Annotated in this window: 15 protein-coding genes; 10 read left to right on the forward strand and 5 right to left on the reverse strand. The window is 59.7% G+C overall.

From position 1 onward, the window contains the following. The first annotated feature begins 140 nt into the window (after nucleotides 1-140). On the forward strand, nucleotides 141-779 hold the full coding sequence (locus tag QO002_RS04655; RefSeq protein WP_307227166.1) for a FecR family protein: 639 nt from the start codon (nucleotides 141-143) through the stop codon (nucleotides 777-779). 11 nt (nucleotides 780-790) lie between these two features. Here QO002_RS04655 and QO002_RS04660 read toward each other — a convergent pair whose 3' ends face one another. Together QO002_RS04660 and QO002_RS04665 are read right to left on the reverse strand one after the other, a co-directional pair. Continuing rightward, nucleotides 791-2,635 carry a CHASE2 domain-containing protein gene (locus QO002_RS04660; protein ID WP_307233154.1) on the reverse strand — a complete coding sequence of 615 codons (1,845 nt, stop codon included), beginning with the start codon at nucleotides 2,633-2,635 and terminating at the stop codon, nucleotides 791-793. Nucleotides 2,636-2,647: 12 nt separating this feature from the next. After that, on the reverse strand, nucleotides 2,648-3,352 hold the full coding sequence (locus QO002_RS04665; RefSeq protein WP_307227168.1) for a Crp/Fnr family transcriptional regulator: 705 nt from the start codon (nucleotides 3,350-3,352) through the stop codon (nucleotides 2,648-2,650). A gap of 256 nt (nucleotides 3,353-3,608) precedes the next feature. On the opposite strand from QO002_RS04665, the gene QO002_RS04670 reads away from it, so the two are divergent. Next, entirely contained in the window at nucleotides 3,609-3,992 is a 384-nt protein-coding gene (locus QO002_RS04670; protein ID WP_307227170.1) for a DoxX family protein, read from the forward strand. 63 nt (nucleotides 3,993-4,055) lie between these two features. On the opposite strand, the gene QO002_RS04675 is transcribed toward QO002_RS04670, so the two are convergent. Both QO002_RS04675 and QO002_RS04680 read right to left on the reverse strand, forming a co-directional pair. Next, entirely contained in the window at nucleotides 4,056-4,484 is a 429-nt protein-coding gene (locus QO002_RS04675) for an RbsD/FucU family protein (RefSeq protein ID WP_307227172.1), read from the reverse strand. Continuing rightward, complete coding sequence (locus QO002_RS04680) at nucleotides 4,484-5,716, reverse strand: ROK family transcriptional regulator (RefSeq protein ID WP_307227174.1); 1,233 nt, start codon at nucleotides 5,714-5,716, stop codon at nucleotides 4,484-4,486. The genes QO002_RS04675 and QO002_RS04680 overlap by 1 nt, the downstream gene beginning before the upstream one ends. A 399-nt stretch (nucleotides 5,717-6,115) precedes the next feature. On the opposite strand from QO002_RS04680, the gene QO002_RS04685 reads away from it, so the two are divergent. The 5 genes from QO002_RS04685 (at nucleotide 6,116) to pyrC (ending at nucleotide 11,031) form a co-directional block, all read left to right on the forward strand. Beyond that, a complete protein-coding gene (locus QO002_RS04685; RefSeq protein ID WP_307227176.1) occupies nucleotides 6,116-7,141 on the forward strand; it encodes a sugar ABC transporter substrate-binding protein in 1,026 nt (341 codons plus the stop codon). 175 nt (nucleotides 7,142-7,316) lie between these two features. Continuing rightward, a complete protein-coding gene (locus QO002_RS04690) occupies nucleotides 7,317-8,399 on the forward strand; it encodes an ABC transporter permease (protein WP_307227178.1) in 1,083 nt (360 codons plus the stop codon). Beyond that, a complete protein-coding gene (locus tag QO002_RS04695) occupies nucleotides 8,399-9,178 on the forward strand; it encodes an ATP-binding cassette domain-containing protein (RefSeq protein ID WP_307227181.1) in 780 nt (259 codons plus the stop codon). The genes QO002_RS04690 and QO002_RS04695 overlap by 1 nt, the downstream gene beginning before the upstream one ends. A gap of 16 nt (nucleotides 9,179-9,194) precedes the next feature. Beyond that, a complete protein-coding gene (locus tag QO002_RS04700; RefSeq protein ID WP_370878539.1) occupies nucleotides 9,195-9,824 on the forward strand; it encodes a nucleoside triphosphate hydrolase in 630 nt (209 codons plus the stop codon). A gap of 148 nt (nucleotides 9,825-9,972) precedes the next feature. After that, entirely contained in the window at nucleotides 9,973-11,031 is a 1,059-nt protein-coding gene (gene pyrC, locus QO002_RS04705) for a dihydroorotase (RefSeq protein WP_307227185.1), read from the forward strand. On the opposite strand, the gene QO002_RS04710 is transcribed toward pyrC, so the two are convergent. Beyond that, nucleotides 11,028-11,162, reverse strand: coding sequence for a hypothetical protein (locus QO002_RS04710; protein ID WP_307227187.1), 135 nt, complete (start codon nucleotides 11,160-11,162; stop codon nucleotides 11,028-11,030). The genes pyrC and QO002_RS04710 overlap by 4 nt on opposite strands. 95 nt (nucleotides 11,163-11,257) lie before the next feature. On the opposite strand from QO002_RS04710, the gene QO002_RS04715 reads away from it, so the two are divergent. The 3 genes from QO002_RS04715 (at nucleotide 11,258) to QO002_RS04725 (ending at nucleotide 13,649) form a co-directional block, all read left to right on the forward strand. Further along, nucleotides 11,258-11,836 (forward strand): glyoxalase superfamily protein, encoded by a 579-nt coding sequence (locus tag QO002_RS04715; RefSeq protein WP_307233156.1) that lies wholly within the window; start codon nucleotides 11,258-11,260, stop codon nucleotides 11,834-11,836. 103 nt (nucleotides 11,837-11,939) lie between these two features. Then, nucleotides 11,940-12,638, forward strand: a complete 699-nt coding sequence (locus QO002_RS04720) for an orotate phosphoribosyltransferase (RefSeq protein WP_307227189.1) — start codon at nucleotides 11,940-11,942, stop codon at nucleotides 12,636-12,638. An 84-nt stretch (nucleotides 12,639-12,722) separates the two neighbouring features. Continuing rightward, nucleotides 12,723-13,649: a carbohydrate kinase family protein gene (locus tag QO002_RS04725; RefSeq protein ID WP_307227191.1), complete on the forward strand. Its 927-nt coding sequence runs from the start codon at nucleotides 12,723-12,725 to the stop codon at nucleotides 13,647-13,649. Nucleotides 13,650-13,775: the final 126 nt, after the last annotated feature.

Below are 13,775 nucleotides of genomic sequence, written 5' to 3' on the forward strand. Positions count from 1 at the left end.
TAGGCCGCCACGGTCCCTGCACCTGTTACGCCGGAAACAGCCACAAGCGCCGCGAAAGAGGACAAGCAACGGAGACCGGACGTCGCCTTCGGCATGAAAGCCGATGGGGAAATATCCCTCAACGCATGAAGGAGTTGAGAATGACGGGGATTCATCGCAGCCACTGGCCGATCGGCCGCCGCACCTTCATCGCCGGTTGCGCCATTGCAGCAGGCGGATTGTTCGCCCTTCCAACGCGCGCCGGAACGGTGATCGGAACTGCATCCGACATTCGTGGCGTGGTAAAGCGCAAGCGCCAGCAGTCAAACGAGGGTTTGGCCACCGGTGCCGAGATCATGGAAAAAGATCTGGTGGCAACAGGCGCAGATGGCTTTGCTGACCTGAAGCTTGAAGGCGACACGCGCATTCTTCTCGGAAACCAGAGCGAGTTGCTTCTCGACAGCTTCATCGCCAATCAAGGCGGAACACTGGAGTTGGGCATGGGGCAGATGGTCTTCGACAGGCCAGAAGGTCTGCCGAAAGTCGATCTCGCTCTTCGTACGACCTTCGGCATGATCGGCGTGCGCGGCACCAAGTTCTTCTGCGGCCCAAGTCGTGGCGTTTTCGGGGTTTTCGTGGAGCATGGGCAGGTCGCCGTCGAAGGCGGCGGCGTCACCCAATTGGTTGGGCCGGGCGAGGGCGTGGAGATCGCGCATCCAGGCGAAGCGCCAAACAAGCCGGTGCTCTGGAAAGAGCCCCGCATTGTGGAAGCCTACGCAAGCGTTGGGCTCAAGAGGTAAGTATTGACTTACTAATTGGTGGTGAAGAGCTCCATTTCGCCGAAACCACGGATTTCATGCATGCCGAGTGAGCGGAGCGGCCGGCCGCTCTCGGCGCAAGCCTGCGGGCCGATGCAGATCGCCGTGCCGAGAAACTTGTTGGCCTCCTGAAGACGGGCCGCAAGGTTGATGGCGTCGCCATGGGCCGTATAGTCCAGTTTTCCGCCGGCTCCCACTTCCCCGAGTACCGCGATGCCGGTTTCGATGCCGATGCGGGTGCGGCCGAAGTCGTATTCGACAAATCCGGCACGGGTTCGCATCTCTTCGGTCAGCACATGAATGGCCTCGGCGCAGTCGATCGCCTTGTTGACGTGGTCCTCCAGATCTTCCGGCGCATTGAAAAAGGCATGCACCGCATCGCCGACGACCTTGTCCACCATGCCGCCATGGATGGCGACCATCGCATTGACCTCGGCGTAATAGGTATCCAGCAGGGTGACGAGATCGCGCGGCGAGAGCTTGTGGGTCAGGGTCGAGAAGCCCTCGATATCGGTGAAGAGTGCCGTGACCGGCCGCTCTTCGCTGGCGGCGGGGTTGTCGTCGGGATTGTCGATATAGCGCTCCACCACCGACTGGGGGAGGTACTGGGAAAACTTGGCGCGCGCGGTCGATTCCGAACGCCGCACGCGGGCAAACTGCAGGGTGCTCGTAACCGCAAGCACGACAAGAAGGGCAAGGCTGACGCCCGGCGCGTCGAAGAGCAGGGCATCGAGGCGGTAGAGCAGCGTGGCCGCGGCGATCGTCGACATGACGGCCAGCAGGCCGAGGATTGCGGCAGTGACCGGTCTCAGCCGGGTGGCGATCAGGGCGATGAGAAGGCCGCCGAAGAGCGCGATGGCGGCCTCAAGCAGCGGCAACCGCGCATCGCGGTGGGGAATGAAGCCGGTCAGCGCGGCATTGGCAATATCGGCATGGATCTGCACGGATGGTTCCAGCGGCATCGATGCCGTGGATCGCAGGCCACCGAGATTGGGAAGACCACTTCCAATCAGCACGATCTTGCCCGCAAGCCGCTCCTCGCCGACGCTTCCGCTCAGCACGTCGCCGGCAGAAACAGTGCGCTCCCCGATACGCGCTGCGGAGGCGGCGGCAAAGCGCATCGAGCCGTTGTCATCAAATTGAAGCAGCTTCGTTTCGAGGCGCAGCCAGGGCGGGTCTCCGCCCAGGATCGGCATGTCGTTGCCGATGCCGAGGCGTGCGGCCTCGAGTCCGAAGGCCGGATAGGCATCGTTGCCGAGGATTGAATAGGCCTGCACCCGGCGAATACGGGCGTCCGCATCGCCGACAAGAAATGCGGCGGCGGCGGAGCGGGCCGACGCCTGGAGAAAGCCGCAGGACGTTTCCGCACCATCAATGAACCAGAACTCGGGAATCGCGATCGGTCGGCGCACCGCAACGGGTGGGACAGGAGAGGGGCGTTCCCTCATGCTGTCGGCAATGAGAAAGCCGAGGATCGTCGGGACCTTGGCGATCGCTTCCGCCAGGGCCTTGTTGGCCGGGTCATCCGCCACGCAGTCGCCGCTGAAAACGAAATCGACACCAACCACCTTCGCCTTCGCTTCAGCAGCCTTGGCGATGAGACGGGCCGTATCCGCCCGGCTCCAGGACTTGTCATCCGTGGCCAGTTGCGACTTCCGATCGACATCGATGACAACGATATCGCTGGAAGCCGGGCCGGAGACCCATTGGGTGACGCCGTCGAAGAATTGTTCGCGCTGGGTTATCAAGAGATCGCGGCCGAAGGAAAAAAGCAGGGCGGCGGAAAGCACGCTCGCGGCGATGCCGGCATAGACGGGCTTTATCCGGGAGAGCCGCATGCTTTTCAAGGATTATTCCTCATCGGGTTCGGCAATCCGTTGCAGGCGATCCACATGGCATTCGATGACGCCCTCATGCCGTTTGATGGCGTGGCTCTCCTCAAGCGCAAGAATAGCCCTGTTCACCTTAGGCCGGCTGGCGCCGAGAATACCGGCAATATCCGACTGGCTGAGCGTCAGGCGCAGATTGGCGATTTCCGGCAGCTCGTTGCCATGGATCTGGCGCAGTGTGGCGAGGAAGAAGCGGGCGACGCGTGCGTTGAGATCGTAGAGCGCAATGGTTTCCAGCCGCTCCGTGGTGTCGCGCAGCAGCGTGCAGAGGTACCGCATGATGGCCTCGGCGGCCGCCGGACGATGGGTGATGAACTCCATGAAGGCCTTCTTGCTGATGACATAGCCTTCCGTCGCAGTGATCGCCGTCGCGTCCGCCGAGCGCGGCTGGTCGTCCAGAACAGCCATTTCCCCGAAAAGCGCGCCGCCTTCAATATGCCGCAGCAGCAGCTCGCGACCCTGCGGTGTGATCAGGGAAAGCTTGATGCGACCGGAAACGACAGCAATCATATAGTTGCCCTCGTCACCGCGCTGGAAGATCACGGTGCCCGCCAGCCATTTTCGATGTGCGGCAAGTAAAGCCAGCGATGCGATCGTATCCTTGTCGAATTCCTCGAAGATCGGAAAGGAACGCCAGAAGGCGGGGCTCTTGTTGATCTCACTCATGCAAATTCCTCGTGCGGGCGACCGTTGACTTTACAATATTTTCCATAGTCTTTTCCCGTTGCAACAGGAAATGAAGGAAAGCAAGCTTTCAGGTCACGCTATGGGCCGTCGTTCTCCAAGTACACCAATTCACGTTGACAACCTCGGTCAATCGTTTTCAATTCGTGAACAATCTGTCTTCGGGCAGCCGGCTGGAAGAATTTGGGATTGCTGATAAATCTAGCGTCACAACGAACCCCACCGGAGACATGACCCAATGCAGCAGAGCCCAATTGTCCTCGTCGGACGCATCCTTCTTTCGATCATCTTCATCCTCGCCGGCTTCGGCAAGATCACCGCACTCGGCGGCACCGCCGGCTATTTCGCCAGCATGGGTCTTCCTGCGCCGATGATCACGACGGTCGTCGTCGCCCTTGTTGAGCTTCTCGGCGGCATCGCCATCCTCGTCGGCTTCCAGACCCGCATCGCTGCCTACATCCTGGCGCTGTTCTGTGTTGCGACCGCTTTCATCGCTCACTTCAACTTTGCAGACCAGATGCAGCTGATCAACTTCCAGAAGAACCTCGCAATGGCTGGCGGTTTCCTGGTTCTGGCAGCTTTCGGCGCCGGTTCGCTGTCGATCGACGCCCGCCGCGCCTGATCCAAAGCCGATGAAAACCATAAATCCCGCTGAGCAATCGGCGGGATTTATGTTTGTATTTTCTTACGGATAAATCACGCCTTTGCGCAAAATGACATTGCCGTAAAGCCGCGCTTCGCTCGTTTGCACCACGGTATGGGCGGCGCGAACGCGGGGGTAAAAATCAGTGCCGAGAAGCGGCGTCACCTTCTGACCCGGCTCGTGGCGGGCGCAGCAGGCAACGATCTCCTGATGGACGGGATTGAGGGCCTCGAGATCCTGCTTGACGGTCGCCCGGAAAATGGCGGCAGGCACGAAGTCATCGATCGGCAGCACGCTCAGGATCGCGTCAAGAACCGGGATCAGCGGATGGCCGTCAAGCCGGATGAGGCGGCGGCCATGTTCTTCGCCCGGGTAGTTCCCATCCACCAGCGCGATTTCGTCGCCGTGGCCCATGGCCCTCAAAGTGGCCAGAAGCTGTGGGCTCAAAAGCGGGTTCAGTCCCTTGAGCATCAGGCGGTCTCCTTGAAAAGCACATTGGTGTCGGTGAGATAACGCGCAAAGAGTGGCAAGCTGGCGCCGCCGATAGCGCGGGCGTGAGGACCGACGGCGCCTTCGATGATCTCCGGCAGGAACACGCCTTCGAGGTCAAGGTCCTGCGCAGCCTTGCGCGTAGCGGCAACAAGGCGTTCGCGGACCCAGCCGGGAAATCCGCCGTCGATCACGGCGGCTCCGAAATCGACGATCGAGACAGCCGAGACGATCGCCTGCGCCAGAGCGGCGGCCGTCTGCTGTATCCAGCTTTCCAGCGGTTCACCGAAATCGATCCACTCGTCGGCCGCATACCACAGAGGTTTAGGATCGATGCCAGCATCTCGAAGCATGTTCTCAAGCACGAAGATCGAGGCGATCTTCAAAAGCTGCTGCGGCTTGCCGTTCCTGTCGGAGACCTGAAGCGGGCCGACAGCGCCCGCGGTGCCTGTCCTGCCGGAAAACAGCGAGGAATTGAGAACAATGCCGCCGCCGATGAAGGAACCGATGTAGAAATAGACGAAATCCGGATAGCTCGAACCGACACCGAAGACGAGTTCGGCGCCGCAGGCGCTGGTGGCGTCGTTTTGCATGAAAACAGGGTGGTGGGTACGTGCAGCGACTTGCTTTTGCAGATCGTAGCCGCGCCAGGCGTCCATTTTCTCCTTCGGGGCGCCGGTTTCTTCAGCCCAGTTCCAGAGTTGGAACGGGGTGGCGATGCCGACGCCTGCAATGCGCTGACGCTGCTCATCCGTCAGCATTTTTTCCAGTTTCTGCATGCCCTCCGTGATGGAGGTCAGCAAATCATTTGGCATGGGATAGGCATATGCCCGATGCAAATGCAGACGGATATTGCCGACGAAATCCATCAGGACCAGGTCCGCGCTGCGTCTGCCGATCTTGACGCCATAGGAGTAAACAGCCTCGGGATTGAGACGCATCGGGATGGATGGCTGGCCGACGCGCCCGCGCACGGGTTCGCCACGAATGAGAAGGCCTTCCTTCTCTAAAGCGCGCATGATCACCGTTACCGTCTGGGCAGAAAGGCCGGATCGTCTTGCAATATCGGCCTTCGACAGACTGCCGTGCAGACGCACGAGTGACATCACGAGACGTTCATTATAGGCGCGGACTCGTGTCAGGTTTGCCCCGCCGCCGGGGTCTATGACCTCGGGCGCCGGCACTGCAGCGCCCGCTTCGGCTGGTAATGTCATGCCCTTGTCTCCTCCGTCGGCATTGTTCGTCCCCGCTCTTTGGGCGGGTTCATGCTCCTGCGACGTGCTGCGACTATATCGGTGCCGCAAGCGCGTGCGATCCCGTAGGTCGGTATAACCGCTACGTATGCCCAGGAAAATTTGACATCCGGCATTCGCCGGCCCTGGCCCTTCCTCCCTGTCCAGCCAACTGCATCAAATGCGAGCCGAATGCACAATTTTCGCGCAGAGAATGGCACATATTTTTAATAATTCAATTTGATTTATTTATTGACAGGGTCGAAAATTAGATGTTTCTTGCTCGCCGGGAGCGTCGTTGGAGGGCAGAGGAGTGCCGTTCTCGATGCGGCCTGACGTGCCGGCTTGCCGGGACTGTTTTTCATCCTTGGGAGGATATTCATGAAGAAGACTATTGTTTCCGCCGCTCTCGGCGCGCTGGCGCTTGGCGTCGTATTTTCTGCCCCTGCGCAGGCAGCCGACGTTTCGGCCTGCCTGATCACCAAGACGGAGTCCAACCCGTTCTTCGTCAAGATGAAGGAAGGCGCGACTGCAAAGGCCCAGGAACTGGGTGTTACGCTCAAGGCCTATGCCGGCAAGGCGGAAGGCGACAATGAAAGCCAGGTCGCGGCGATCGAAACCTGCATTGCCGATGGCGCAAAGGGCATCCTGCTCGTTGCCACCGATACCAAGGCCATCGTTCCGACAGTAAAGAAGGCAAGAGACGCCGGGCTTGTCGTCATTGCCCTGGACACGCAGCTCGACCCGCCGGAATCCGCGGATGCGACATTCGCGACCGACAATTTTCTGGCCGGTACCTTGATCGGCAAATGGGCGGCCGGGACACTCGGCGACAAGGCGAAGGATGCCAAAATCGGGCTTCTCGACATCAATGCGTCGCAGCCATCCGTGGACGTCCAGCGTGACCAGGGCTTCCTTACAGGCTTCGGCATTGATGTGAAGGACGTCAAGAAGAACGGCGATGAGGATGATCCACGCATCGTCGGCAATGAATATTCCAACGCCAGCGAAGAAGGCGCCCGAACTGCCGTTGAAAACCTGCTTCAGAAGGATTCCGATCTGAACGTGGTCTACACCATCAACGAACCTGCCGCAGCAGGTGCCTATGAAGCCTTGAAGGCCGTTGGCAAGGAAAAGGACGTGCTGATCGTCTCCGTCGACGGCGGCTGCCCCGGTGTTAAAAACGTGGCTGAAGGCGTCATTGGCGCGACATCGCAGCAGTATCCGCTGATGATGGCCGCTCTCGGCGTCGAGGCGATCAAGAAGTTCGCCGACACAGGTGAATTGCCCAAGCCGACCGAAGGTAAGAACTTTTTCGATACCGGCGTTTCATTGGTGACCGACAAGCCTGTGGCTGGTGTTGAATCGATCGATACCAAAACCGGCACGGATAAGTGCTGGGGCTGATGCGATAGAGATGTCCGATTGGACGGATTGGGAAAGGCGGCAAACTGCCGCCTTTCTATGCAGTGGCAACATCATGTCGTACTGTGCTGAAAACAGTCCTCTTTAAGGGACGGGATCAATCCAGCACGTGTACGGCACGCCAACTGCCAGCATTGGATAAAGGGGAGGACGTTTCATGAGCAAACAAAGTACCACCGTTAAGCTATCCTCGGACTTCGAGACGGTCCTTGCGGATAGTTCCAGCCAAGTGGCTTCATTCGATACGAATGAAAAATCATTGATGATGAAATTCCAGCATTTTCTGCATTCCAGTCCGGCGATGGTGCCGTTGATCGTGCTGATAATGTCCATCATCTTCTTCGGTGCTTTGGTTGGCGGCAAATTTTTCTCCGCTTTCGCTCTGACCCTCATTTTGCAGCAGGTCGCGATTACCGGGATTGTCGGGCTGGCGCAGACTTTGGTGGTCCTGACGGCCGGCATCGATCTGTCCGTTGGAGCGATCATGGTGCTGTCATCGGTCATCATGGGTCAGTTCACGATGCGATACGGGATCCCGGCCCCCGTTTCCATTTTGTGCGGCATAGGGTTCGGCGGTTTGATGGGAGCGCTGAACGGCTTCCTCGTCGCAAAAATCAAGCTGCCGCCCTTCATCGTCACGCTCGGAACGTGGCAGATCTATTCCGCAACGGTTTATATCTACGGCAACAACGAAACAATTCGCAGCCAGGACATCGAGGCTGCATCGCCGCTGTTTCAGCTTCTCGGCCATTCCTTCAGGATCGGCAGTGCTGTGTTTACCTACGGCGTTGTCCTGCTGCTGATCATGGCAGCCGTGCTATGGTACATTCTTTCGAAAACGGCATGGGGTCGGCATGTCTACGCGGTGGGCGACGATCCTGAAGCCGCGAAGCTCGCCGGCGTCAGCGTCACCAAGATGCTTATCAGTGTCTATCTCTTCGCCGGGGTCATTTGCGGGATTGCCGGATGGGCTCTCATCGGGCGTGTCGGCTCCATCAGCCCGCAGTCGGGACAGTTTGCCAACATCGAATCCATCACCGCCGTGGTGATCGGCGGAACGTCGCTTTTCGGCGGGCGCGGATCGATCCTCGGCACGATTTTCGGTGCCATGACGGTCGGCGTATTCGCCCTTGGACTGCGGTTGTGGGGGACTGATCCGCAATGGACCTTCCTGACTGTCGGCGTGCTCATCATCTCGGCTGTCGCGGTCGATCAGTGGATCAGAAAGGTAGCGGGTTAATGGCAAACGAACCCATCATCTCAGCGCGTGGTCTGGTCAAGCGCTACGGGCGGGTCACCGCCCTCGATAACGCGGATTTCGATCTCTACAAGGGCGAAATTCTGGCGGTTATCGGTGACAACGGTGCCGGAAAATCCTCGCTCATCAAGGCGATCTCCGGAGCCATACACCCCGACGAAGGAGAGATCAGGCTCGACGGTCAGATCGTCAACTTCCGCTCGCCGATCGAAGCCCGGAAGGCAGGGATCGAAACCGTCTATCAAAACCTGGCGCTGTCGCCGGCACTGTCGATTTCCGACAATATGTTTCTTGGACGGGAAATCCGCAAACCGGGTCCGCTGGGCAGCATCTTTCGGATGCTCGATCATGCGGCGATGGACAAGATTTCCCGCGACAAGCTGTCCGAACTCGGCCTGATGACCATTCAAAACATCAATCAGGCGGTGGAAACGCTTTCCGGCGGTCAACGTCAGGGGGTGGCGGTGGCGCGTGCCGCAGCCTTTGGCTCGAAGGTCATCATCCTGGACGAACCAACGGCAGCGCTCGGCGTCAAGGAATCGCGAAAGGTTCTGGAACTGATCCTCGACGTGCGCCGACGTGGCCTGCCGATCGTGCTTATTTCGCACAACATGCCGCATGTGTTCGAGGTTGCCGATCGCATCCATATCCACCGGCTCGGCAAGCGGCTCTGCGTCATCAATCCGAAGGACTACACAATGTCGGATGCCGTCGCCTTCATGACGGGCGCCAAGGTGCCACCGGAGGCTATGGCTGCATGAGGGTTGCCGCATGAGCATGACGCCGGCTGGCATCGCCGATCGCATTCTTGAAGAGGCAGGCGATGCCAGCCGTTTGCTCGTCGCCATTGCCGGCCCTCCCGGGGCCGGCAAGTCCACGCTTGCCGATGCGCTCGATGCCGAGCTTCTGCGGCGGGGTGAACGCTCCGTGGTCCTGCCGATGGACGGCTTCCATATGGACAACGGCATTCTCGAAGCGCGTGGTCTGCTGCCGCGCAAGGGCGCCCCGGAAACGTTTGATGTCCGGGCCTTCGACGATATCCTGCGCGCCGTCCGCAAGGGTGGGGAAGAGGTGCTGGTGCCGGTTTTCGACCGGGATCGCGAACTGGCAATCGCGTCGGCTCGCGCCATTGCGGTGGAAACCCGGATCATCCTTGTCGAGGGCAATTATCTGCTGCTCGATGAAACGCCTTGGTCGCGACTTGCGGATATCTTCGATCTCTCGATCTTCGTCGGGCCTTCCGCCGATGTACTGGAAGAGCGATTACGCGCCCGGTGGGTCCATTATGGTCTCGATGAAGCGGCCATTCACTGGAAGCTTCATGGCAACGACCTGCCGAATGGCAGGCGGATCATCGAGAACTCCCGCAAGGCCGATATTTCCCTGGAAATATTCGAGACCGGCTGAAAGCCACATTCTGCGATTGTTTTCCGCCGCGTTATGATGGTATCGGAACCTCCGGCCAGAGACGGCTTGCCGCCTCTGGATTGCTGCAGCAATTTTAGTGAGCAATGTCCCTTATGGACGTATTGCTTCAAGCGCCCGGAGAAGCCTCATGAATGCGTCCCGCCTGACGATCCGCCGCCCCGATGACTGGCATCTGCATCTGCGCGACGGCGGCATGCTGAAGGGCGTGATCGGCGATACGGCCCGCGACTTCGCCCGTGCGATCATCATGCCAAATCTCGTCCCGCCGGTTGTGACGACCGCCGAGGCGAGGGCTTACCGCGAGCGTATCATGGACGCGCTTGCCCCCGGCGATCGCTTCGAGCCGCTGATGACGCTCTATCTGACCGAAGGCACGAACCCCGACGACGTCGAAGAGGGCAAGACGTCCGGCCTGATCACCGCCGTCAAGTTTTACCCGGCTGGTGCCACGACCAACTCCCATGGCGGTGTGCGCGATATCGACAAGGCCATGCCTGTACTGGAGCGCATGGCGAAGATCGGCCTGCCTCTTTGCGTCCATGGCGAGGTGACGACGCCGGAGGTCGATATCTTCGACCGTGAAGCCGTCTTTATCGAAACCGTGCTCGATCCCTTGCGCAAGCGCCTGCCGGAGCTGAAGGTGACGATGGAGCACGTCACCACCAGCGACGGCATCGACTATATCAAGGCGTCGAAGGCGAACCTTGCCGGCTCGATCACCACCCATCACCTGATCATCAACCGCAACGCCATCCTCGTTGGCGGCATCCGGCCGCATTACTACTGCCTGCCGGTCGCCAAGCGCGAAAGCCACCGGCTGGCGTTGCGTGCGGCTGCCACCTCGGGCGACAGCCGTTTCTTCCTCGGAACAGACAGCGCTCCGCATGTCGATCCGCTGAAGGAATGCGCCTGCGGCTGCGCCGGCATCTATACCTCGATCAACACCATGAGCTGCCTTGCCCATGTGTTCGAACAAGAGGACGCACTGGACAGACTGGAGGCCTTCACCTCGCTGAATGGTCCGGCCTGGTATGGCCTCGCGCCGAACGAAGAGACGATGACCCTGGAGAAGAAGGCGGAGGTCGTCAGTTTCCCGGCCAAGATCGAGACGGAGGCGGGTACGGTTACCGTCTTTGATCCGATGTTCCCGCTGCATTGGGATGTCGTTCGCGATGGTGCGAACTAGGAGTTTTGGGGTGCGATGATCCACATTGCCGGGACCGCTTGATCGCCACAAAAATTTCGCCTAACACTGGCGTTGGCCGGATGCGGCCAGCCGCCCCGCAGCGCCTTGGCGCGAATGGTGAATGCATCCATGTCTACCCTCCTCATCCTTGCCTTTGGCGTAGATGGCGAACGGGTCAGCAGAGCGGGCACTGATCTTCCTGTTTGCCACTATCGGAGGATGAATGATGCGCGATTTTCGCGATGCGAAACTGATGGCCAAGGTGCTGAAGCAGGCCTTTGCCGACCGCAATACACCCCTTTCCCACAGCGAAGCCCTCGAGATCGTTGCCGATCAGTTCGGCTGCGAGCAGTGGAATATTCTGGCTGCGAAAATAGAGTCGGGCGACAAGCCGGCCGCTGTCGGGAGCGAGGGGATCGGCATCCTGCCGCCGATTCCGATCTTCCGCATTTTTGACGTCGACAAGGCGATGGAGTTCTACTGCGGTTTCCTCGGTTTCGAGGTCGATTGGGAGCACCGCTTCGGCGATAATTTTCCGCTCTATTGCCAGGTTTCCCGGGAAGACATGCTTTTGCACCTGAGCGAACATGCGGGCGATGCGACGCCCGGCGCACGCTGCTTCGTGCGGGTCGAAAATGCTGCCAAACTACAGGCCGAGCTTGCCGCCAAGAACTATCGTTATATGAAGCCGGGACTTGAAAAACAGCCCTGCGGCTTTGAGGTCGGGGTGATCGATCCATTTAACAACCGGCTCACCTTCTGCCAGCAGCAGGGCCAGAATCAGGAAGACAATCAAACGAGGTAAAAATGCCGGCGCGGCAACCCTCGCAGCGCCACTTTTTCTGGCGTTGAAAGCCCTGACCTGCTATGCGCGGATAACGAAAAGCCGAAGCTGCAGGAGCCCGCCGATGATCCAGACATCCTTCACCGACAAGGCCGTGATGGCCGAACTCGTCGCCAAGATGCTGTGGGAAATCAAGGCGGTGCATTTCCGCGCCGACCAGCCGTACAAGCTTGCCTCGGGCATGGCGAGCCCTGTCTATATCGATTGCCGCAAGCTGATTTCATATCCGCGCATTCGCTCCACCGTCATGGACTTCGCCGCCGCCACCATCCTTCGCGATGCCGGCTTCGAGCAGTTCGATGTTGTCGCGGGTGGAGAGACCGCAGGTATCCCCTTTGCCGCCATGCTTGCCGAGCGCCTTGCCCTGCCGATGATCTATGTGCGCAAGGCGCCGAAGGGCCACGGCCGCAACGCGCAGATCGAAGGCCTTATGCCGGAAGGCGCGCGCGTGCTGGTCATCGAGGATCTGACGACTGCCGGCGGCTCGATGTTCAAGTTCATCGATGCGATCCGCCTGGCCGGTGGCATTGTCGATCATGGTATCGCGCTCTTCTACTACGACATCTTCCCGGAAGCCCGTGGCCAGATGAAGGACAAGGGCGTGACGCTGCACAATATCGCCACCTGGCGCAACGTGCTGGCAGTGGCGAAGGAGCAGAAGCTTTTCGATGAGAAGACGCTGTCTGAGGTCGAAGCCTTCCTCAACGCACCGCTCGAATGGTCCGGCCGCAATGGCGGCGTCAGTGCGATAGCGACGGCTTAAAAAGCGAGGGCTCAAAAGGCTCTGGCCTTTTCACAAGGCTTACATTAAATCGATTGAAATATTGGTGTGGGAGGAAGTGCTGCCATGATCGTTTGCTGCGGAGAAGCCCTGATCGATATGCTGCCGCGCCAGACGCAGGCGGGTGAGGCGGCCTTTGCCCCCTATGCCGGTGGCGCGATCTTCAACACAGCGATTGCGCTTGGACGTCTCGGCATTTCGACCGGCTTCTTCACTGGTCTTTCCGACGACATGTTCGGTGATATCCTGCGCGATACGCTCAAAGGCAGCAATGTCGATTTTGGCCCCTGCGCTACGCTCTCGCTGCACACGACACTCGCCTTCGTCAAGCTCGTCAACGGCTCGGCGACCTACGCCTTTTTCGACGAGAATACCGCCGGTCGCATGATCACGCATGAGCACCTGCCGGCGCTTGGCGATTTCTGCGAAGCCCTGCATTTCGGCGCGATCAGCCTCATTCCCGAGCCTTGCGGCTCGACCTATGAAGCGCTGATGGCGCGCGAGCACGCAAAACGCGTCATCTCCTTCGACCCCAACATCCGCCCCGGATTTATCAAGGATGCTGAGGCCCACAAGGCGCGCATGCTGCGCATGGCGGCGATGTCGGACATCATCAAGTTCTCTGACGAGGACCTCGATTGGTTCGGCGAGACGGGTAGTCATGACGAACTGGTTGCGAAGTGGCTGACACGTGGACCGAAACTGGTGGTCATAACCAAGGGCAAGGACGGCGCCGATGGTTTTACCGTCCGCGGCAAGGTTTCCGTGCCGGGTGAAAGCGTCACCGTCGTCGATACGGTCGGCGCTGGCGACACATTTGATGCCGGCATCCTCGCCTCGCTGAAGCTCAACGGCCTCCTGACCAAGCAAGCCGTCGCCTCGCTCAGCCAGGACGCCGTTCGCGACGCCCTCACGCTTGGGGCGAAGGCCGCGGCCGTGACCGTGTCGCGCGCGGGCGCCAATCCGCCCTGGGCACACGAAATCGGCATGTAATTGCCGGCCTGGTTATCCCGCCGCCTTTCATCCGCATGTCATCGTCGCGTGTTCAAAGACGCTCAGGACAGCCCGCGCTGCCTGATTCATCAAATCCATAGGCACCGGGCTGCGATATCGCGTCTT

It is taken from the genome of Pararhizobium capsulatum DSM 1112 (assembly GCF_030814475.1).
In the GTDB taxonomy this organism is placed as follows: domain Bacteria; phylum Pseudomonadota; class Alphaproteobacteria; order Rhizobiales; family Rhizobiaceae; genus Pararhizobium; species Pararhizobium capsulatum.